At 71.3% G+C, this 20003-nt stretch carries 18 protein-coding genes and 1 pseudogene; 11 read left to right on the top strand and 8 right to left on the bottom strand.

All coding sequences use genetic code 11. The annotated features are described in order from the left end of the window. The first annotated feature begins 140 nt into the window (after positions 1-140). Together ABZ215_RS11685 and ABZ215_RS11680 are read left to right on the top strand one after the other, a co-directional pair. Positions 141-971 carry a L,D-transpeptidase gene (locus ABZ215_RS11685; RefSeq protein ID WP_020420337.1) on the top strand — a complete coding sequence of 277 codons (831 nt, stop codon included), beginning with the start codon at positions 141-143 and terminating at the stop codon, positions 969-971. 95 nt (positions 972-1066) lie between these two features. After that, complete coding sequence (locus ABZ215_RS11680) at positions 1067-1846, top strand: choice-of-anchor P family protein (protein WP_235716217.1); 780 nt, start codon at positions 1067-1069, stop codon at positions 1844-1846. 68 nt (positions 1847-1914) lie between these two features. Here the strand turns inward: ABZ215_RS11680 and acs are convergent, their stop codons facing one another. Further along, complete coding sequence (acs, locus tag ABZ215_RS11675) at positions 1915-3879, bottom strand: acetate--CoA ligase (RefSeq protein ID WP_020420339.1); 1965 nt, start codon at positions 3877-3879, stop codon at positions 1915-1917. Between the two features lie 110 nt (positions 3880-3989). Continuing rightward, complete coding sequence (locus ABZ215_RS11670) at positions 3990-4568, bottom strand: GNAT family protein (protein ID WP_354949461.1); 579 nt, start codon at positions 4566-4568, stop codon at positions 3990-3992. Positions 4569-4680: 112 nt separating this feature from the next. Here ABZ215_RS11670 and ABZ215_RS11665 point away from each other — a divergent pair, with 112 nt between their 5' ends. Together ABZ215_RS11665 and ABZ215_RS11660 are read left to right on the top strand one after the other, a co-directional pair. Next, positions 4681-5175, top strand: coding sequence for a phosphoribosyltransferase (locus ABZ215_RS11665; RefSeq protein ID WP_017985479.1), 495 nt, complete (start codon positions 4681-4683; stop codon positions 5173-5175). Next, positions 5172-5897: an oxidoreductase gene (locus ABZ215_RS11660; protein WP_354949460.1), complete on the top strand. Its 726-nt coding sequence runs from the start codon at positions 5172-5174 to the stop codon at positions 5895-5897. Before ABZ215_RS11665 ends, ABZ215_RS11660 begins: the two co-directional genes overlap by 4 nt. A 148-nt stretch (positions 5898-6045) precedes the next feature. On the opposite strand, the gene ABZ215_RS11655 is transcribed toward ABZ215_RS11660, so the two are convergent. The 6 genes and pseudogenes from ABZ215_RS11655 to ABZ215_RS11630 all read right to left on the bottom strand — a co-directional run bounded on the left by ABZ215_RS11655 (position 6046) and on the right by ABZ215_RS11630 (position 14086). Further along, a complete protein-coding gene (locus tag ABZ215_RS11655) occupies positions 6046-6969 on the bottom strand; it encodes an N-acetylmuramic acid 6-phosphate etherase (protein ID WP_020420342.1) in 924 nt (307 codons plus the stop codon). A 23-nt stretch (positions 6970-6992) separates the two neighbouring features. Beyond that, the gene (locus tag ABZ215_RS11650) at positions 6993-7985 is read right to left on the bottom strand and encodes a MurR/RpiR family transcriptional regulator (protein WP_354949459.1); all 993 of its coding nucleotides are present in this window, start codon (positions 7983-7985) and stop codon (positions 6993-6995) included. 417 nt (positions 7986-8402) lie between these two features. Beyond that, a pseudogene (locus ABZ215_RS11645) lies at positions 8403-9611 on the bottom strand (serine hydrolase domain-containing protein); the annotation flags it as partial. A gap of 82 nt (positions 9612-9693) precedes the next feature. Continuing rightward, positions 9694-10962 (bottom strand): DUF1343 domain-containing protein, encoded by a 1269-nt coding sequence (locus ABZ215_RS11640; protein ID WP_354949481.1) that lies wholly within the window; start codon positions 10960-10962, stop codon positions 9694-9696. Next, positions 10959-12722: a glycoside hydrolase family 3 N-terminal domain-containing protein gene (locus ABZ215_RS11635; RefSeq protein WP_354949458.1), complete on the bottom strand. Its 1764-nt coding sequence runs from the start codon at positions 12720-12722 to the stop codon at positions 10959-10961. Before ABZ215_RS11635 ends, ABZ215_RS11640 begins: the two co-directional genes overlap by 4 nt. Before the next feature lie 521 nt (positions 12723-13243). After that, positions 13244-14086, bottom strand: coding sequence for an HAD-IB family hydrolase (locus tag ABZ215_RS11630; RefSeq protein WP_020420347.1), 843 nt, complete (start codon positions 14084-14086; stop codon positions 13244-13246). A 445-nt stretch (positions 14087-14531) separates the two neighbouring features. Between ABZ215_RS11630 and ssd the strand changes: the two genes are divergently transcribed. The 7 genes from ssd to ABZ215_RS11595 all read left to right on the top strand — a co-directional run bounded on the left by ssd (position 14532) and on the right by ABZ215_RS11595 (position 19820). Further along, positions 14532-15605, top strand: a complete 1074-nt coding sequence (gene ssd, locus ABZ215_RS11625) for a septum site-determining protein Ssd (RefSeq protein WP_020420348.1) — start codon at positions 14532-14534, stop codon at positions 15603-15605. Beyond that, a complete protein-coding gene (locus ABZ215_RS11620) occupies positions 15602-16765 on the top strand; it encodes a TadA family conjugal transfer-associated ATPase (protein ID WP_354949457.1) in 1164 nt (387 codons plus the stop codon). Before ssd ends, ABZ215_RS11620 begins: the two co-directional genes overlap by 4 nt. Positions 16766-16869: 104 nt before the next feature. Then, positions 16870-17556: a type II secretion system F family protein gene (locus tag ABZ215_RS11615; protein WP_354949456.1), complete on the top strand. Its 687-nt coding sequence runs from the start codon at positions 16870-16872 to the stop codon at positions 17554-17556. Between the two features lie 759 nt (positions 17557-18315). Further along, positions 18316-18759 carry a type II secretion system F family protein gene (locus ABZ215_RS11610; RefSeq protein ID WP_354949455.1) on the top strand — a complete coding sequence of 148 codons (444 nt, stop codon included), beginning with the start codon at positions 18316-18318 and terminating at the stop codon, positions 18757-18759. A 29-nt stretch (positions 18760-18788) separates the two neighbouring features. After that, entirely contained in the window at positions 18789-19025 is a 237-nt protein-coding gene (locus tag ABZ215_RS11605) for a DUF4244 domain-containing protein (protein WP_020422677.1), read from the top strand. Next, a complete protein-coding gene (locus ABZ215_RS11600) occupies positions 19025-19396 on the top strand; it encodes a TadE family type IV pilus minor pilin (RefSeq protein WP_020422676.1) in 372 nt (123 codons plus the stop codon). The genes ABZ215_RS11605 and ABZ215_RS11600 overlap by 1 nt, the downstream gene beginning before the upstream one ends. After that, a complete protein-coding gene (locus tag ABZ215_RS11595; RefSeq protein ID WP_354949454.1) occupies positions 19383-19820 on the top strand; it encodes an Rv3654c family TadE-like protein in 438 nt (145 codons plus the stop codon). Before ABZ215_RS11600 ends, ABZ215_RS11595 begins: the two co-directional genes overlap by 14 nt. Positions 19821-20003 lie beyond the last annotated feature (183 nt).

Genomic DNA, 20003 nt, shown 5'->3' with positions numbered 1-20003 from the left:
CCCCCGTCACCCGGGAGTTTGATCACCTAGGGGGGTCCTGATAGCAATAAGGCCCAAGGCGCACCTGCGGTGCCGCATGTCTTCGGGGGAGACCGCCTTGGTGAATTCTTGTCCGATGTAGGTCCTCAAGGATTGTGGTAATGCGCATGACGTGCAGCTCGCGCACGCAGACGGGTTCTGCGCGCCGCGGACGGCTCCCGGTCCGGCTCCTCGCCGTGGCCGGGGTCTCGACCCTGGCACTGCTCACCGGGGCGTGCTCCGGTGGCGACGAGGACGGCGTGAAGCCGGCCGCGGTGAGCCAGGAAGACCTGACCCAGCTGCCGGAGGCGACCACGTTCGCCACGGTCGCGAACGCCCCGCTCGACCCGCAGCCATCCGGTGGCGCGACGGCCGGCCGCGTGATCCACCCCAAGGCCGACATGGTCGTGTACGACTCCGTTGGCGGCAAAGCGATCGCGAAGCTGCCGTCCATCCAAATGGGATCGCCGACGTGGGTGCCGGTGATCGCGGAGCAGGGCGACTGGGCGCACGTCCTCCTGCCGACCCGGCCCAACGCCGCGTCCGGCTGGGTGCACCTGAGCGAGGGCGCCGCCGAATCCGCGCAGAACGACTACGTGGTCAATGTGGACCGTGCCGCGTTCAGCCTGGAGATCCTGGAGAGCGGCAAGTCGATCGGCAAGTGGACGATCGGCACCGGCAAGCCCGAACACCCGACCCCGGCGGGGCGTGCTTACATCATCGCCTCGATCGAGGAAACGAAGAACACCTACAGCCCGATCGTGCTGCCGCTGAGCTACCACTCCGATTCGCTGGAGACCTTCGGCGGCGGCCCGGGCACGGTGGGACTGCACACCTGGCCGAACAACAGCTTCGCCGGTCAGGCGAACAGCGACGGCTGCATCCGGGTGCCCTCCGAGGCGCTCGACGAGCTCGTCAAACTGCCGCTCGGCACGATCGTGAACATCACGTGACGTCCTGAGCTTCTTCGCACTTCGCCGGCGGTCGGAATGCACCACGGGGGGCCGCCGGCTTCATTCCGCATTTCCATTTCACGAAAGGGAATTCCTTGTCCAGAAAGAAGGCTGTGGCCGGCGGCGTCGGCGTGCTCGCGACCGCGCTCGCCACCTCGGTGCTGCTCGCGCCCGCCGCGGGTGCGACCACGACCACCACGGACGGCGTCAACTCCGCCTACGCGATCGCCGCCAAGGGCCTCCTCGGGATCGACCCCAGCCCGTACGTGACCGACGAGAAGGGCTTCGAGCAGAAGTCCCTCGCCACGCTGAACGTGCCGGGCCTGGCCCAGGTCAAGCTGCTCAACGCCTCGGCGGGCGCCGGCCAGGCGCGCGCCAGCGTCGCCGACGTCAACGTCGGCCTCGGCGTCGGCAAGCCGCTCCTGACCGCGACCGCCATCGAGGCGGAGTGCGAGGGCGGCAAGGGCACCTCGTCGCTGGCCAAGGCGAAGCTCGGTGACATCACCCTCGACGTGACCGCGCCGACCAACACCACGGTCGCCGTGCCGGGTCTGCTCTCGGTCGTGCTGAACAAGCAGACCAAGAAGGACGACGGTTCGATCACCGTCACCGCGATCTCCATCAAGATCGACAACCTGCAGACGCTGGACATCGCGTCGGTCACCTGCGCGCCGGGCGACGACGACAACGGCGGTGGCGAGACCCCGACCACCAAGCCGACGACGAGCACCTCGAAGCCGGGCACCAGCACCCCGACCTCGACGAAGACCAGCTCCGGTGGCGGCGCCGGCTCGGGTGCGGGCGACAAGCCCGACGCCAACGGCAAGGCCCCGCGGCCGACCCCGGTGAAGGCCCACCTGGACGTCACCGGCTGATCCACTTTTTCCTCGGGTTCCCATGACAAGGGCCCTGCACCGCGAGGTGCAGGGCCCTTGTTCGTGCGTCAGTCCTCCTTGCCGGACTTCAGGCCGCTGGAGATCAGCTCCATGACGCTGGAGTCGGCCAGCGTGGTGACGTCGCCGATCTGCCGGTTCTCGGCCACGTCGCGCAGCAGGCGGCGCATGATCTTGCCGGAGCGGGTCTTCGGTAGCTCGGGCACGACCATGATCTGCCGCGGCTTGGCGATCGGACCGATCTCCTTGGCGACGTGGTTGCGCAGCTCCTGCACCGCCTCGTCGCCGCCCTCGGCCGCGGAGCCGCGCAGGATCACGAACGCGACGATGCCCTGCCCGGTGGTCGGGTCGGAGGCGCCCACCACCGCGGCTTCGGCGACCGTCGGGTGCGACACGAGAGCGCTTTCGACCTCCGTGGTGGAGATGCGGTGGCCGGACACGTTCATGACGTCGTCGACCCGGCCGAGCAGCCAGATGTCGCCGTCGTTGTCGTACTTCGCGCCGTCACCGGCGAAGTAGAAGCCCTGGTCGGCGAACCGCGACCAGTAGGTGTCGCGGAAGCGCTCGTCGTCGCCCCAGATGCCGCGCAGCATCGACGGCCACGGCTTGTCCAGCACCAGGTAACCGCCGCCGCCCTTGCCGACCTCGGTCGCGGTGTCGTCGACGACCTTCGCCGAGATGCCGGGCAGCGGGCGCTGCGCCGAACCGGGCTTGGTCGAGGTGACGCCCGGCAGCGGCGAGATCATGATCGCGCCGGTTTCGGTCTGCCACCAGGTGTCCACGATCGGCGCCTTGCCCGCGCCGATGTGCTCGCGGTACCACATCCACGCCTCGGGGTTGATCGGCTCGCCGACGCTGCCCAGCACGCGGAGGCTGGACAGGTCGTACTTCGCCGGGATGTCCTCGCCCCACTTCATGAACGTGCGGATCAGGGTCGGCGCGGTGTAGTAGATGGAGACCTTGTGGTTCTGGATGATCTCCCAGTGCCTGCCCTCGTGCGGCGTGTTGGGGGTGCCCTCGTAGACCACCTGGGTCGCGCGGTTCGCCAGCGGGCCGTAGACGATGTAGGAGTGGCCGGTCACCCAGCCGATGTCGGCGGTGCACCAGTAGACGTCCTCGCCCGGCTTGTGGTCGAAGACGACGTGGTGGGTGTAGGCGACCTGGGTCAGGTAGCCGCCGGAGGTGTGCAGGATGCCCTTCGGCTTCCCGGTGGTGCCGCTGGTGTAGAGGATGAACAGCGGGTGCTCGGAGTCGAACGCCTCCGGGGTGTGCTCGGTGGACTGGCCGTCGACGAGCTCGTGCCACCACACGTCCCGCTCGCTCATCGGGACCTCTTCGCCGGTGCGGCGCACGACGATGACCTTCTCGACGCTCGCGGCGCCGTCGAGGGCCTCGTCGACGTTCGTCTTCATCGGCGCGGCCTTGCCGCGGCGGTACTGGCCGTCGGAGGTGATCACGACCTTGGCCTCGGCGTCGTCGACGCGGGAGCGCAGCGCCGCCGGGGAGAACCCGCCGAAGACGACGCTGTGCATCGCGCCCAGCCGCGCGCAGGCCAGCATCGCGACGATCGCCTCGGGGATCATCGGCAGCTGGATGGCGACCCGGTCGCCGGAGGTGACGCCGAGGGAGGCCAGCGCGTTCGCGGCCTTGGACACCTCGTCCTTGAGCTGGGCGTAGGTGATGTCACGGGTGTCGCCCGGCTCGCCGACCCAGTGGATGGCGACCTGCTCGCCGTGCCCGGACTCGACGTGCCGGTCGACGCAGTTGTACGCGACGTTCAGCTTGCCGCCGACGAACCACTTGGCGAAGGGCGCGCCCGACCAGTCGAGGACCTGGGACCACTTGGTGTCCCAGTGCAGCCGCTCCGCCTGCTCGGCCCAGAACGCTTCGCGGTCGGCGTCGGCCTTCTCGTACCAATCGGCCTTCGCGTTGGCCTGCGCCGCGAACTCGTCGGTCGGCGGGAACGTCCGGTTCTCGGTGAGCAGGTTGTCCAGCGCGGGGGACTGCTCTGTCATGGTGCACGGCCTCCTGAAGTCACTCATCACTGGCTGACGCCGGATGCACGGTAGCGACGTTAGCCCCCGCGACGAAAGAGCGCAGCACCTCACGGCACGTCCCGCGCCGATCACCGCACGCGATCGAGCAGTTTCTCCTGTGTCGTAGGCCACTCCTCGGCGAGCAGCGAGTAGACGACGGTGTCGCGGCGGCTGCCGTCCGGGCGGATGCGGTGCGCGCGCAGCAGGCCCTCCCGGCTGGCGCCGAGCCGCTCGATGGCACGCTGCGACTTCTCGTTGCGGTGGTCGGTGTGCCAGGTGACCCGCCGTGCGCCGAGCACGTCGAAGGCGCGTTCCAGCAGCAGGAGTTTGGCTTCGGTGTTCAGCGCCGTGCGCTGCCACTGACTGCCGATCCAGGTGTAGCCGATGGCGAGGCCGCGGTGGCGCGGGACGATCTCGTAGTAGGAGGTCGTGCCTGCGACGCGGCCGGTGGTGGCGTCGACCTGTGCCCACGCGATCCGGCCGGGCTCGGCGAGGATGTCGTCGATCATGGCCCTGGTGTCGTCGAGAGTTGCCGGTTGGCGCAGGCTGAGCCAGCGCCAGACCTCGGGGTCGCGGCCGGCTTCGTGCAGGCCCTCGGCGTGTTCCTGGCCGAGCGGTTCGAGGTGGACGTGCTTGCCGCGCAGCGCGGGCCGGTCGTGCCAGTTCACGCGGGGACGGTACCTGTCCGAAATGGTCTTTCGGCAGTGCCAGTACCGGCTTGCTTTCAAGGTCCACTTCGTCGCCTCATATGCTCGCGGGGACGCGTCGAAGGAGGTCCGAGTGGCTGAGCGGGAAGAGCTCACCTGGGAGTTGTTCGGTTCGGCCAGCCGGGAGCTCGCCCAGCAGGTGGCGGACAGCGGGTACGAGCCGGACGTGATCCTGTCCATCGCCCGCGGCGGGTTGTTCGTCGCCGGCGCGCTCGGCTACGCGCTCGACGTGAAGAACCTGCACGTCATGAACGTCGAGTTCTACACCGGCGTCGGCGAGCGGCTCGAACTGCCGGTGATGCTGCCGCCGGTGCCGAACGCCGTCGACCTGACCGGCGCGAAGGTCCTGGTGGCCGACGACGTCGCCGACACCGGCGCCACGCTCAAGCTGGTGCGTGACTTCTGCGCCGACCACGTGGCGGACGTGCGGTGCGCGGTGGTGTACGAAAAGCCCTGGTCAGAGGTGAAGTGCGAGTACGTCTGGCGGCGCACGGACCGGTGGATCAACTTCGCCTGGTCGAAGCAGCCGCCGGTGATCCGGCGCGAGGGGCAGGTGCTGGACGCATGAGCGACCCACTGGCGCCGCTGCTCGAACTGGAGGGTGTGGCCGAGGCGGCGAAGAAGGCGCAGGACGCGGTCTTCGCCGTGCACCGGCTCCCCGTGAACCTGCGCGGCGGCTCGGCCACCGCGGCCGAGGCATCTGTCCGGGGCGCCCGGGCGTCGGCCGCGCTCGACGGCGCGGACCCGGAAATTCCGGCCGACGCCGAGGTGAAGGACCCGATCCTGGCCGGCGCGCTGCGGGTGGCGGAGGCGAGCGAGTCGCTGCTGCCCACGTGGCGCCGCGCCCCGCGACAGGCGCTGGCCCGGATGCACGTCCTGGCCGCGGCCGATCTCGTCGACGACCAGGACGCGCTGGGCCGCCCCGACCCGGCCGCCGGTGCCCGTCTGGACTTGCTGACGCAGCTGGTCACGGGCGCGACGTCGGTGCCGGGCCCCGTGCTGACCGCCGTCGTGCACGGCGAGCTGCTCAGCCTGCGGCCCTTCGGCACGGCGGACGGCGTGCTGGCCCGCGCCGCGGCTCGCCTGACCATGACGGCGACCGGAGTCGACCCGAAGGGCCTGAGCGTCCCCGAGGTCGCCTTCTTCCGCCGGTCAGCCCGGTACCAAGAGACGGCGGCAGCCTTCGCGACCGGAAGCCCCGACGGCGTGCGCTCGTGGCTCCTCTTCGTGTGTGAAGCGCTGGAAGCGGGCGCGCGGGAGGCCAAGAGCATCGCCGACGCCGCCGGCTGAGCTGCCTCGTCGGCGGGCCGCGTTCCGCACGCGGCGGTGGGCCGGGGTTGACCGCGGTGCCGTGCGCGGGCCGTCGTCAACCGCTCGCAGTCGCGCAATTCCGGGGAAGTGCGACGCTCCCCGCGCACCTCCCCGGGACTGCGCGACCTCAGGTCGTCGCGCAGGCGAGCAGCGCCTCCCGCACGTGCCCGCCGTTCGCGGCCAGCATGTCCGCCGCCGTCGCCGCGTCCACCCCGCACAGCAGGTGCACCAGCGCGACCTTCAGGTCACCGTTCGCCTCCGCCAGGGCCTCGGCGGCTTCCCGCTCGTCCGCGCCCGTCGCCTCGCTGAGGATGCGCAGCGTCCGGCCGCGCAGCTTCGCGTTGGTCGCACGCAGGCTGACCATCAGGTTCGAGTAGGTCCGGCCGAGCTTGATCATCGTGGCCGTGGAGAACGCGGTCAGCAGGATCTTCTGCGCCGAGCCCGCCTTCATCCGCGTCGACCCCGCGATGACCTCCGGACCGGTGTCCACCGAGATGAACACGTCGACCCCGGACGGCCTGGCCGCACGCGCGTTGCCCGAAACCAGGCCGGTCGTCGCGCCCAGCCGCGCGGCCGCCTGCAGCGCGCCGATGACGAACGGGGTGCGGCCGGACGCGGTCAGGCCCAGCACGAAGTCGCCGGCCCGCACCGAAGCCGAGATCTCCGCGGCACCCGCGGCAGCGTCGTCTTCGGCGTTCTCGACCGCTTCGCGCAACGCCCGGTCGCCGCCCGCGTGGTGCGCGACGAACCAGTCGGCAGGCACGTTGAACGTCGGCACGAGCTCGGCGGCGTCCAGCGTCGCCAGACGGCCGGACGTCCCCGCGCCGACGTAGTGCACACGATGGCCGGTGCGCAGCGCCTCCACCGCATGATCGACCGCGTCCGCCAGCTCGGGCAGGACCTTGGCGACCGCATCGGGGACCCGGCGGTCCTCGTCGTTGATCATGGTCAGGATGCCGAGGGTCGACATCCGGTCGATCTCGGTGGTGCGGGGGTTGCGCTGCTCGGTCGGGGAATCGACGTGGACCACCTGACTCGGCACCGTCATCATGCGTCTCACCGTTTCCTTCGTGCTCACTTTCCGGTTTCTCGCGGCCGCCTCCGGCCGTCCGGTCGCACGCCGAGGCGGTGACCGCCGACGGCGTCGCGAGTGGCTTCCAGCGCGGCGGACGCGCTCTCCATGTGGTGCTGCGCGACGCCGATGAACACGCAGTCGATGACCGTGAGCTGGGCGATCCGGCTCGCGGTCGCGCCCGAGCGGAAGGTCGTCTCGCGTGCGGCCGTGGTCAGCACGTAGTCGGCGACCTCGGTGATCGGCGAGCGCGGGAAGTTGGTCAGCGCCACCGTGGTCGCGCCGTGCTCGCGGGCCACCCGCAGCGCCTCGACGGTGTCGGTGGTCGCGCCGGTGTGGGAGACGCCGATCGCGACGTCGCCGGCGCCCAGCACGGCGGCCGAGGTCAGCATGATGTGCGTGTCCGACCAGGCGAAACACACGCGGCCGATGCGGTGCAGCTTCTGCTGCAGGTCCGCGGCGACGAACGCGCTCGCGCCGACGCCGTAGACGTCGGTGCGCCCGGCGTTCGCGAGCAGTTCGATCACGCGCTGCAGGGTCGCGATGTCGAGCTGGTCGGCGGTCTCCTCGACGGCGCGGGCGTCGGCGAAGCTGACCTTGCCGACCACGGCGGCCAGGTCGTCGTCCACGGCGATCTCGCCGCCCAGGTTGCGAGCCGATCGCGCCTCGGAGCGGGCGGTGTCGGCGGCCAGCGCGATCCGCAGCTGCGGGTACCCGCCGACCCCCACGGCCTTGCAGAACCGGGTCACTGTGGTTTCGCTGGTGTTCGCCGCGAGAGCCACCTCGGTGATCGACCGGCGCGCTACTGCAGACGGGTCATCGAGGACGACCTTGGCTACACGCTGTTCCGCCCTGGCCAGACCGGGCAGCAGCGACCGGATCCGGACCAGGGGACTGGTTTCGGACTCGCGTGCGACCGAACCGATCTCGCTCGGTGCCTGCCCCGTCACGGAATCGGTATCCGTTTCCGTGGGAAACTTACTAACCGTAGGCATTTGAGACAAGGTTACCCACATCCTTAGGGATGATCGCAACTCGCCCGCCCCTGCACGGCCGAGCTGCGGTGACTCAGTTGCCCGGAAAGTCGCCAACTACGTCGTGGTTGTTAACGTCATCAAGTTAACGACTTGGCAACTTCCTATGGTTCCCGAAACAGCCGACGATCGTCGGTGGCTCCCGCTCGCGTCTCAGTGATAGGGACTTCCCCGCCACGATGGTATGACGCGACTCTGCGCACTTTAAGTACGAATGGAGCAGCCGTCCGGTAACTGTTCGTGACGGACGCGAGTGTCCAAAATTCGTTGGTGCTGGTTGGTGGCACACCACCCCGGATGCACGGTGAGTGTCCGCTCGCCGAAAGATCACCTGTCCGGCCGCGGGTAATTCGGCCTACAGCCGGACCGGTTTCACCGCGCTTCGGCCAGCGAGCTCGCCAACTTCTCGCGGGCCGGGTTGATCGAACCCCAGTCGCGGGTCGGGTGAACGCGATTGGTCAGCAGGATCGCGAACGACCGGGACACCGGATCGATGACCAGCGACGTGCCGGTGAACCCGGTGTGGCCCGCGGTGGTGGGGGCGGACAGCGCTCCCATGTAGAACCGCTGGTCCAGCTCGAACCCGAGCCCGTGCGCGTGACCGGGGAAGGCCTGGTTGTAGTCGATCAGCATGTCCCGCACGGTCTCCGGGCGCAGGATGCGGGCGTCCCGGTAGGCGCCGCCGTTGAGGATCGTCTGCGCGAGCACCGCCAGGTCCGGCGCGGTGGAGAAGATGCCGGCGTGACCGGACACCCCGCCCAGCGCCCACGCGTTCTCGTCGTGGACCTGGCCGCGCACCATGCCCCGTGGTGGATCCGCCTGGAACTCGGTGGCCGCGATCCGGCCGAGCTTCTCCGCGGGCGGGTTGAACGCCGTGTCGGTCATCCCGAGGGGCAGGGTGATCCGGTCCCGCACCACGACGTCGAGCGGCTGCCCGGCGATCCGCTCGACGAGGAAGCCGAGCGTCATCAGGTTGATGTCCGAGTAGAGGTACGTCGTGCCCGGCTCGTTCGTCAGTGGACTGTCGAGCACAGCCTTCCGCCGGGACGGGATGTCCGGGTAGCCCTCCCACAGGGACGGGCGCGGGTCGGCGGCCAGGCCAGAGGTGTGGGTGAGCAGCTGCCGCACGGTCACCTGCTGCTTCCCGTTCGCCGCGAACTCGGGCAGGTACTCGGCGACCGGCCGGTCCAGCGCGACCTTGCCGTCCTCCACGAGCTGCATCACCGCGAGGGACGTGAACACCTTGGTGATCGAGGCCAGGTCGAAGATCGTGTCGGCGCGAACCGGCACCTGCTGGTCGGGCGGCAGCTCGGCGCCCGCGGCGTCGGCGTACCGTAGCGCCCCGCCGGTCGCGGTCTCCTCGACGATCACCCCGTCGTGCGCGAGGATCCCGGCCGCGCCGGAGAAGTGCGGGTGCCCGGAGGCCGGATCCGGTTTGGCCCAGTCGCTCAGGAACTGCTCGGCGGCCAGCAGCGGCGCGGGATCGAGCCCCACCTCGGCGGGCGCGCCCGGGCGCAGCACCGTGTCGGCCGGTGCGAACTCGTACTGCGGACGGTCGATCCGCCCGGTGTGCGCCTGTTCGGTGATGGTGGTACTCGCTCCGGGGACGGTGAGGGCGGAAACGGTCAGCACCGCCGCGACCAGTAGTTTGCCCGTTCGCACGCCGGCCTCACCAGTAGAGCAGGTGCGGCCGACGGCGGGCGGTGAACTCGTCGAGCTCCGCCTGCCAGGACCCGACGATCTCGTCCACCCCCGCCCCGCGGTCGACCATCGTGCGCAACCGGTCCGAGCCGGTGAGCTTGTCGATGCCGTTGTCCGCGCGCCAGGCGAAGAGGTCCGGGTGCAGCTTCTTGGCCGTGACCAGCATGGCCACCGCCGTGCGGATGGCGTCGAACGAGGCCGGGTCGGTGACCGTGAGCTGCACTCCGCCGCAGGTCTGGTTGACGAACTTGCCGAACGTCGGGACGAAGTAGGTCTCCCGGAACCGCACGCCCGCGAGCCCCAGCGCGGTCAGCTCGTCCCGCCAGCGCCAGTCGATGCCGGGGGCGCCGATGATCTCGAAGGGCCGCGTCGTGCCGCGTCCCTCGGAGAACACCGTGCCCTCGAACATGCCCGTGCCGGGGTAGACCAGCGCGGTGTCCGCGGTCGGCATGTTCGGGCTCGGTGGCGTCCAGGTCAGCCCGGTGCCGGTGAAGAAGATGTCCCGGCGCCACCCCTCGGTCTGCACCACCTGCAGGTCCGCCAGCCGCACCCCCTCGGCGGGCAGCAGCTCCGCGGCGAAGTACTTCGCCAGCTCGCCGACGGTCATGCCGTGCTGCTGCACGATCGGCTTGAGCCCGACCCCGGAGGCGAACTCCGGGCGCAGCATCGGGCCGTAGGCCTTGCCGCCGATGGGGTTGGGCCGGTCCAGCACGACGAAGGCCGCGCCCGTGCGGCCCGCCGCGACCATCGCCGTGTACATCGACCAGATGTAGGTGTAGAAGCGGGCGCCGACATCGGCGATGTCGAACACCACCGTGTCCACGCCTGCCTTGGTGAACATCCCGGCCAGCTTCGCGGCGTCCGCGCCGTAGGCGTCGTACACCGCGATGCCGGTGCGCGGGTCCGTGTAGTCGCCCTCCGAACCACCAGCCTGCGCGCTGCCCCGGAAACCGTGCTCCGGCCCGAAGGCGGCGACCGGCCGGACACCGGCGGCGATCATCGAGTCGACGATGTGGTCGCCGTTCTCCAGCACGCCCGTCGGGTTCGACAGCACGCCCACCTTGCGGCCGGCGAGCGAGCGCCAGCCCTGCCGGGCGAGGATGTCGGCTCCGGTCACGACCGGCCCCCGCGACGCGGCCGGCAACACGCGTGCCGGTTCCGCCAGCGCGGAGCCGCCGGTCAAGAGGGGTGTCGCGAGGGCGCCGGTGACCAGGAACCCGCGCCGGTTGAAGCTCACCATGTCAGTCCTGTGCCGAAGGGATACCGGATCTGCCCGGCGTCGTCGCCGGCCGGGATGTCGACGGGCAGCTTGCCCTGCGGCGAAATCTCGCCCGTCAGCACCTTGGCCAGCGAAGCCATCGTCACATCCCGCCAGTCGTAGGTCGCCACCCAGGTCGGTACGTCGGCGTAGCCCGGGTCGTACGGTTCCTGGACGCTCACTGCGACGACCGGTTTCCCGGTCGCGAGCAGTTCACGCACGAGATCACCCTGAGCGGTGTCAGTGCGCAGCGCGTTGGTCAGCACGACGACGGTGTCCGCTTCGCCGGCGGCCGCCACCGCTTCGGCGATCTTCGCGGCGGTCGGCTTGGCGCCGGTCGAGACGGCCGTGCCGCCGAGCCGTTCGGCCAGTGCCCGGACCGGCTCCGCCGGGTAGCCGGGGTAGTTCGGGTTGTTCCAGCCGGTCACCAGGACCTTGCCCGGCTCGCGGCGGGGGAGCAGGCCGGCGTCGTTGCGGAGCACGGTGGTGGTGCGGTCGGTGATGGCCTGGATCTTCTCCCGGTTGGCCGGGCTGCCGACGACCTGCTTCACCGCCCGCGGGTTGACCAGCGGGCTCGCCACGATGCCGCGCTTGTCCTTGAGCTTCAGGATCCGCAGCACGCTCTGGTCGATCCGCTCCTCGGTCAGCCTGCCGCTCTTGACCGCGTCCAGCACGCTGTTGACGGCGAGCCCCAGGTCCGGCGGCATCAGCATCTGGTCGACCCCGGCTTCCAGTGCCAGCACCGGGATCTCCGCGTCGGTGTGCAGCTCGCGCACGCCGGCCATCTGCAGCGAGTCGGTCGCGACCACCCCGTCGTAGCGCAGCTCGTCCCGGAGGATGCCGGTCATGATCGGCTTCGACAGCGTCGCGGGCTCCCCGGACGGGTCCAGGCTGGGCACGGTGATGTGCGCGGACATGATCACGTCGGCGCCCGCGTCGATCGCCGCCCGGAACGGCGGCAGGTCGATCTGCCGCCACTGTTCCTCCGTGCGGTTGATGACCGGCAGCCCGGTGTGGCTGTCGGTGGCCGCGTCGCCGTGACCGGGGAAGTGCTTGGCCGCCGCGGACACCGTCTCCGTCGCCGGCCCCGAGTTCTGGTAGCCGTCGACCTCCGCGGCGACCAGCTCGCCGGCCAGCGCCGGATCGGCGGAGAACGACCGCGAGCCGATGACCGGGTTGAGCGGGTTGGAGTTGACGTCCGCGTCGGGCGCGAAGTCCTGGTTGATGCCCATGGCCCGCAGCTCGTGGCCGTTCACCGTGGCCAGCGTCCGCGCGTCGGCGGCGCTGCGGCCCGCCCCGATGGCCATGCTGGACGGGAACTCCGTCGCGGGCGCGGCGATGCGCGTGACCCGGCCGCCCTCCTGGTCGGTCGAGACGATCAGCGGCACCTTCGCGCCCGACGACAGCGCGGCCTGCTGCAGCCCGTTCGAGAAGCGCGCGACCTGCGCCGGGTCGTCCACGTTGTCGGTGCCGGAGTTGTTGAAGTAGATGACACCGCCGGGGTGGTAGCGCTGGACGACCTCCGCGGCCGTGTCCACCCCGTACTTCTTCCGGTTGCCCTCGTCGGCCTGACCGGCGGACTTGCCCCAGACGTCGGCGACGAAGAGCTGGCCGACCTTCTCCTCGAGCGACATCTTCCGCAGCGTCTGCTCGGCCCAGCCGTCCTGGCGGCCGGTTGCGGCGGAGGACGCGCCGACCGCGCTCACGCCGAGAACCCCCACGACGATCGCGGCAAGCACATGACTCCTCCGGCGCATCGCGAACCCTCCCCTGTGATGATCGCCGGCGGACGAGCCGGCATTGGGGGAAGCTACTCAGTCGCTCGGGAGGAGGTCAACGACCGCCTTACTTTCGGAGGAGTCCGAAAGTGTCTTTCAGGTTCTGTCACTCTCGCGGGCTAATCCCTTGGACATAAAAATGCGCGGGCGCCGCCGGCGATGTGCCGGGCGGCGCCCGCCCGCGCGGACTGCTCAGGTGACCAAGCTGCAACTCGTGTCGTACCTACGGGGACTCGGCGTCCGGCGTCCCGGTACGCAGTCCCTCGACGACAAGCCTCCCGCGGCGCGCTGCGCGTGGGTGCCTGGAGTCCGCGCACGGAGGTTCTCGGGGAGGAACGAGACTCATCTTCGTCTCGCCCTGGGCCGAACAACGTCCGCACTTCACTTTGTACCCAGTGACCGCCGTCACTTCAAGGGGTCGGACGGGTGCACCGGTACAGACGCTCGATCCGGTGAGGCGGGCACCGTCAGCGACTAGACTTCTATGCTCCCCCACGGCGTTTGCGCGTCAGCCCGTACCAGGTCACCCCCGCCGCGGCGACCGCGCCGAGGCCGAGTCCGACGGCCAGCGTCGCCGTCGACGGCGCCGGGAACCGGCTCCGCAGCGAGACCGGTTTGGTGAACTCGAGCACCGGCCAGCCGCGGTCGAGCGCGGTCCGGCGGAGCAGGCGGTCCGGGTTCACGGCGTGCGGCTTCCCGACCGCCTCCAGCAGCGGGACGTCGGTGCTGGAATCGGAATAGGCGTAACACTCGGCCAGGTCGTAACCGTTCTCCGCGGCCAATTGTTTCGCCGCCACCGCTTTCTGCTCGCCGTAGCAGTAGAAAGCGATTTCCCCGGAATAGCGACCGTCCACGACGGCCATTTTCGTCGCGACGCTGCCCGTCGCGCCGAGCATCGCCGCGATCGGCGTCACCACCTCGTCGCCCGCCGCCGACAGCACGATCACGTCGTGGCCCTCCGCCTTGTGCCACGCGATCAGCTCGGCGGCCTCGGAGTACACCAGCGGGTCGACGATGTCGTGCAGTGTCTCGTTGACGATCGCCCGAACCTGGGCGACGTCCCAGCCCGTGCACAACGCGGAGATCTCCGCGCGCATCCGCTCGGTCCGGTCGGCGTCCGCGCCGGAGAGGGAGAAGACGAACTGCGCGTACGCGCTCTTCAGCGCCGCCCGCTTGCTGATCAGCCCCTCGCGCAGCAGCGGCTTGCTGAACGCCAGCGCGCTGGAGGAGGCGATGATCGTCTTGTCCAGGTCGAAGAAGGCCGCGACGCCGGTTCCGGTCGCGGCGCGCCGGTCGCCCGGCGGCGAGCTGGGAGGTTCTGCCACCGCTTCAGGATAGGAGTAGATCGTCGGCGGGGCGGTGAGGTGACCACGAACGGTGTCGCCCGGTCGGAAATTGGTTGCCCGCGGGGGAAATCGATTGCCGGTGCCGTTACCGAATTGTGGGTGTCGCGAGCGGCGTTGCGGGCCGCTCGGCGGAGTTACAGTGGACCGCATCCGGTGTTCCCACCGGCGGTTCAGTCCAACCCCCCGGGGCTGAACCCTCGGCGACCCCCGCCCCTCCCCCCTGGCGGGGGTCGCCCCTTTTCTTCGCGCGCGGGCGCGGATCCTGCCACAGCGCACCGACGATCCAGCTCTGCCGACCCGCCCCGGTCGCGAGTTGTCCACAAGACCCCAGTTGTCCACAGGTCCCGCCGGAGCTCCTTGTCGCGGCACGGCGCGAGCACGACGGTGGAGTCAGGTCAAACACCGATCACCACTGGGGGCCGTCATGGAACACGCTCGTCCGCTCGTCATCGCCCACGACGAGGTCATGCTCGACGAAATCCTGCGGGTCGCCGCGGCTGTGGGCTGCGAGACGCAACGCGCGCCCGATCTGCTCGCCGCCCGGCCGCGGTGGCCGGACGCGCCGCTGGTGCTGGTCGACGAGCAGGCCGTCGACGGTGAAGTGGAGCTGCCGCGGCGCCCCGGCATCCTGCTGATCACCAAGGGCGCGCCGGATTCCCGTACGTGGCGGAGGGCTTTCCGCGCCGGCGTCGAAGGAGTCGTGTCGCTGCCGGAGGACGAGTCGGCGCTGGCGTCGGCGCTCGCCGACGTCGTCGACGGGCCGGGATTGCCGGGCGGGCGGATCATCGGCGTGCTGGGCGGCCGCGGCGGAGCCGGGGCGTCCGTCCTGGCGGCGGCCACCGCGCTGGTCGCGTGCCGCACCGATCCGGGCGGGCTGCTCGTGGACTGCGATTCGTTGTCCGGCGGGATCGACGCGTTGCTGGGAGCCGAGAACACGGAGGGTCTCCGCTGGCCCGAGCTGCGGCCCGGCGCCGGCCGGTTGTCGATGCCGGCGCTGCTGGAATCGCTGCCCGAGTTCCGGTACCGCGGCTTGCGGTTGCCGTTCCTGTCCTGCCACCGCAACGGCGACGGGCCGACGGGGCAGGGCGTCGCGGCGGTGATCGAGGCCGGGCGCCGGGCGGGCCGCACGGTGGTGTGCGATCTGCCGCGCCACCTCGACGGGCCCGGCCTCGCCGTCGTCGCGCGCGCCGACCTGGTGATCGTGGTGATCCCGGCCGAGATGCGCGCCTGCCTGGCCGCCCGCCGGGTGGTCAAGCAGCTGGGTGACCCGGCAGGCCGGGTCCGGCTCGTCGTCCGCGGGCCCGCGCCGGGCGACCTCGAGCCGAGCGTCGCGGCCGGCGCGATCGGGCTGCCACTGCTCACGTCGATGGCCGTCGAACGCCAACTGGACAGGGAGATCGAGCGCGGCAACTTCCTCCCGCGGCCGCGTGGCGCGCTGATGGAGACCGCGCGCCTCATCCTGGAGCAGTCGCAGTCGAAGCAGGTGCTGGCGGCATGAACAACGAACTGGTCGAGCGGGTCCGCCACCGGCTGGCCGGCGCCGGGGCCGGGACGGACCCGGCGACGGTGGCGGACGCGGTCCGCGCCGAAGCCGGGCGTCCGGTCGGGCACACGGAGGCGCTCGACGCGCTGCGGCTGATCCGGCAGGAGCTGGCGGGCGCCGGTCCGCTGGAACCGTTGCTCGCCCTGCCCGGCGTCACCGACGTGCTGGTCACCGGGCCCGACGACGTGTGGGTGGACGGGTCCGACGGGTTGCGCCGCGCCGAGGCCCACTTCTCGGGCGAGGAGGGAGTGCGCCGTCTCGCCCAGCGGTTGGCCCTGGCGGCCGGACGGCGGCTCGACGACGCCCAGCCCTACGTCGACGGCTGGCTGCCGGGGCTCGGGCCGCACGGCCGCGTCCGGTTGCACGCCGTGCTGCCGCCGATCGCCGCAGACGGCACCTGCATCTCGTTGCGGATCCTCCGTCCCGCCGTGCACGACCTCGCCGCGTTGCGCGAGCTGGGCACGTTCGGGGCGGAAGGCGCGGAGCTGGTCGAGTCGGTGGTCGCCGCCCGGCTGGCCTTCCTCGTCACCGGTGGCACCGGCGCGGGCAAGAGCACTCTGCTCGCCGCGATGCTCGGTGCGGTGTCCCCGGCCGAGCGGATCGTGTGCGTCGAGGACGCCGCCGAACTCCAGCCCGCGCATCCGCAGTTCGTGCGGCTGACCGCCCGGCCGCCCAACGTCGAGGGCGCGGGCGAGGTCGGCTTGCGGGACCTGGTGCGCCAAGCGCTGCGGATGCGGCCGGACCGGCTCGTGGTCGGCGAGGTGCGTGGCCAGGAGGTGTGCGAGCTGCTCAATGCGTTGAACACCGGTCATGACGGCAGCGCTGGAACGTTGCACGCGAATTCGACGGCGGAGGTGCCTGCGCGGCTGGAAGCGCTTGCCGCGCTGGGTGGTCTGTCCCGCTCGGCCTTGCACAGCCAGCTCGCGGCTGCCGTGCAGGTCGTCCTCCACATGCGCCGGTCGTCGTCGGGGCAGCGGGAACTGGCGGAGGTCGGCGTGCTGAGCCGGAGCGACAACGGGGACGTCCGGGTGCTTCCGGTGTGGCAGGACGGTGGATGGACCAAGCGGCGGGTGTTGTTCACCGCGTTGCTGCCCAGGGGAGGCCGGCCGTGCTGACCCACTCGCTGGCCTGCGCGGCCGCGGCCGCCTTGTGCTGGCCTCCGGTGCGGGGCTCGGCGGCGCGCCTGGGAGTGCTTGCGCCGTCTCCGGGACGCCGCGGATTGCCGAAGCCGCGGAAGGCGTTCGCGTTCGGGTTGGTGCCGTTGCTGTTCGTCGTGCCGCCGATGGTGTGGGCGGCAGGGGCATTGCTCGGCTTGGCCGGCTGGCGCCAGTGGCACGCGCGCCGCCGGTCGAAGTCCGGTTTCGCGATGCGCCGGGCGATGGCCGAGGCGCTGCACGCGATGGTGGTGGACCTCCGGGCCGGCGCCACGCCCGCGCTGGCCGCCGAGTCCGCCGCGGCTGATGCGCCTCGCCCGGTCGCCGAGATCCTCGACGCGGTGGCCGGCGCCGCCCGCCTTGGCGGGAACCTCGCCGAAACGTTGGCGACGGTCACCACGGCCGAACCACTGTCGGCAGCGCGGCGACGCTTGGTGCGGGCGTGGTCGCTAAGCCAACGCCACGGCCTCCCACTTGCCGATCTGCTCGACGCGGTCCGCCAGGACATCACGGCCGAGCTGCGGTTCACCAGCCAGTCGGAGGCAGCAATGTCCGGCCCCCGCGCGAGCGCGATGGTCCTCGCCGCCCTGCCCGTCTTCGGCCTGCTGCTGGGCGAGGGCATGGGAGCCCACCCGACGCACATCCTGTTCGCCACCCCGAGCGGCAACGCCCTCCTCCTGCTCGGCACAGCACTGATCACCACCGGCGCCGCCTGGAGCGCACACCTCACAAGACGAGGAGCCCCACGATGAGCAAGCCCACGGCCGCATTGCTGCCGACAACACCCTCACCTCAACCGCGCCAGCTCACTCCAGTTCGCCGCCCGCCCTCCAACCCCTCCAACCTCTCCGACACCCTGCTCGCCCTCCCCGCGGGCTGCCACTTCTGCAGCCACGAAGGAGAAGCCGCGCGATGAGCAACGCCCACCCTCGCCTCGCGGCGCACACCAGGCCGAGCCGAGCCAGTTCCCCTCTTCGCGCCTGCACTCCAACACCCCTGCTCGCCCTCCCCGCGGGCGGCCACTTCTGCAGCCACAAAGGAGAAGCCGCGCGATGAGCACGCCACCCTCGCCTCGCGGCGCACACCAGGCCGAGCCGCGCCAGTTCCCCCTCGTCGCGCCCGCCGTCCAACACCCCTGCTCGCCCTCCCCGTGAGTGGCTACCTCTGCAGTCACGAAGGAGAAGCCCCACGATGAGCACGCCCGCCCTCGCTTCGCTGCCGCCAACACTTCCACCCCGAGCCCAGTCAGTTGCCCACTTCGGTTCAACTCGCCCGATTGCAGCAATTCCGCCCCGGCTCAATCCAGTGCTGATCCAACCCGGTTCGGTCCTGCCAGATCTGGTTGCGTCCGTCGCAGACCGAGGAGCCGCGCGATGAGTACAGCCGCCGTGGTGGTCGCGTTACTGGGCGCGGCACTTCTGACCTTCCCGGGCAGGCCGGTCCCAGGTCTGCGGTTGGCACACCTCTTCCCCTCGCCACGGTCGCCCACGCGCATCCGCCGTCGGCGGCCCATGAGCGATCCACTCGACCTCGCCGCTACCTGGGACCTGCTCGCGGCCTGCCTGCGCGCCGGGCAACCGGTGCCCGCCGCTCTCCGCGCCGTCACCGATGGCGTGGCGGGGTCGGAAGCGGACGCCCTTCGCGCCACCGCCGGTCTCCTCGAACTCGGCGCCGATGCGACCGAAGCGTGGGTGCCCGCGCTCGGTTGTGCCGGCACCGCCGAGTTCGCCCGCGCAGCCAAGCGGACCGCGCGCAGCGGAACCACCCTCGCCGACGCCGCCACTGACCTCGCCCGCGGAATCCGCGCCTCGCTCGGCGATCGCGCCGAGGCGCGGGCTCAGCGGGCGGGCGTGCTGATCGCCGGACCGCTGGGGCTCTGCTTCCTCCCGGCCTTCGTGTGCCTCGGGGTCGTGCCGGTGGTCCTCGGCCTCGCTGGACGCCTCAACGTGTTCTGACCCTCCACAACAGACAAAGGAGATCTCCCATGTTGTTCCGCACCAAGCCCGCCGGCCGCCACGCAGCACCCGCCCGTCCGCGCTGGTGGCGTCGTTGGCTGCGCCCGGTCCTGGCCGCCGACGACGGAATGAGCACCGCCGAGTACGCGATCGGCACGATCGCCGCCGCGGCCTTCGGGGCGCTGCTGTACACCGTCGTCACCGGAGACTCGGTCGTCGGCGCCCTCACCGGGCTGGTCGAGCAGGCCCTCGCGGTGCAGTTCTGATGAAGACACGAGCCCGCGCCGGCCCTCCGGACCGCGGCGCGGTGACGGTCGAAGCGGCAATCGCACTATGTGCGCTGACCGTGGTGGTGGGACTGGTACTCGCGGGCTTCACGGCGGTGGCCGGTCAGCTCCGCTGCACCGACGCCGCCCGCGAGGCAGCACGTCTCCTCGCCCGGGGCGAACCGCAACTGGCCGCGCAGGCAGTCGAGCAGATCGCCCCGCCGGGTGCGCAGCTCGCGGTGAAGTCCGAGGGGAACAGCATCACGGTCGAGGTGCGTGCCGCCCCGGCGGGCGGCCTCCTGCCCGGGCTCCACCTGGCGGCGAGCGCGTTCGCCGTCCTCGAGCCAGGAGCCGACGATGCCCCTCCCTGACCTGATGCGTCCGCGCGGGCCGGTCAGCTTCGGTCCAGGGGTGGTGGCTGTCCAGCGGCCGACCCGGCTCCGGGCTGGCCCGGCCCAGGTCGGGGATCCGCACGGGCGGGACCGGGGCGCGGCGACCGTCTGGGCCGCGTGCGCCATCGCCGGCCTGGTGGTCTTCGCGGGGTTGTTGTGGGGGCTCGGCACGGCAGCGATCGCGCGGCACCGCGCTGCCGGAGCGGCCGACCTCGCTGCTCTCGCGGCTGCTGGTCGGGCCGCCGACGGGACCGAGGTCGCCTGCGGGCAGGCACTGTGGGTCGCCGAGCGGATGGGCGCCCGGGTGGTCAGGTGCCGCTTCGAGGGGTGGGACGCGCTCGTCGAGGTGGTCGTCGACACCGGGCTCGGGCCGGCGGCCGGTCGAGCCCGTGCCGGTCCCTGAGGGGGCGGGGTCCTGGCGGTGGGGCAGGTGCCGGCCGTCCGCCGGGCCCTTGCCGGTCCCTTGAGTCGCATCGCCCCGGCGGGCTGGTCGACGGACGGCCGCCCGCTGGAGGTCGGCCCGGGAGGGCGGCTCCGTGCTGGGGCTGCGACGAACGGTCGGTTCCGCGGCGAACGGTAGGCGCGC

The organism is Amycolatopsis sp. NPDC006131 (genome assembly GCF_040614175.1).
GTDB lineage: Bacteria > Actinomycetota > Actinomycetes > Mycobacteriales > Pseudonocardiaceae > Amycolatopsis_E > Amycolatopsis_E tucumanensis.
Note: the sequence above shows the minus strand (reverse complement) of the source record. Positions and strands in the feature narration are given on the sequence as shown.

What these genes read in the sequence shown, in the direction of transcription:
- ABZ215_RS11610 (WP_354949455.1), top strand. Translation starts at nt 18,316, where the DNA reads ATGAGCGATCCACTCGACCTCGCCGCTACCTGGGACCTGCTCGCGGCC.
- ABZ215_RS11620 (WP_354949457.1), top strand. Translation starts at nt 15,602, where the DNA reads ATGAACAACGAACTGGTCGAGCGGGTCCGCCACCGGCTGGCCGGCGCC.
- ABZ215_RS11655 (WP_020420342.1), bottom strand. Translation starts at nt 6,969, where the DNA reads ATGATGACGGTGCCGAGTCAGGTGGTCCACGTCGATTCCCCGACCGAG.
- ABZ215_RS11660 (WP_354949460.1), top strand. Translation starts at nt 5,172, where the DNA reads ATGAGCGACCCACTGGCGCCGCTGCTCGAACTGGAGGGTGTGGCCGAG.
- ABZ215_RS11650 (WP_354949459.1), bottom strand. Translation starts at nt 7,985, where the DNA reads ATGCCTACGGTTAGTAAGTTTCCCACGGAAACGGATACCGATTCCGTG.
- ABZ215_RS11600 (WP_020422676.1), top strand. Translation starts at nt 19,025, where the DNA reads ATGAAGACACGAGCCCGCGCCGGCCCTCCGGACCGCGGCGCGGTGACG.
- acs (WP_020420339.1), bottom strand. Translation starts at nt 3,879, where the DNA reads ATGACAGAGCAGTCCCCCGCGCTGGACAACCTGCTCACCGAGAACCGG.
- ABZ215_RS11595 (WP_354949454.1), top strand. Translation starts at nt 19,383, where the DNA reads ATGCCCCTCCCTGACCTGATGCGTCCGCGCGGGCCGGTCAGCTTCGGT.
- ABZ215_RS11605 (WP_020422677.1), top strand. Translation starts at nt 18,789, where the DNA reads ATGTTGTTCCGCACCAAGCCCGCCGGCCGCCACGCAGCACCCGCCCGT.
- ABZ215_RS11685 (WP_020420337.1), top strand. Translation starts at nt 141, where the DNA reads ATGCGCATGACGTGCAGCTCGCGCACGCAGACGGGTTCTGCGCGCCGC.
- ssd (WP_020420348.1), top strand. Translation starts at nt 14,532, where the DNA reads ATGGAACACGCTCGTCCGCTCGTCATCGCCCACGACGAGGTCATGCTC.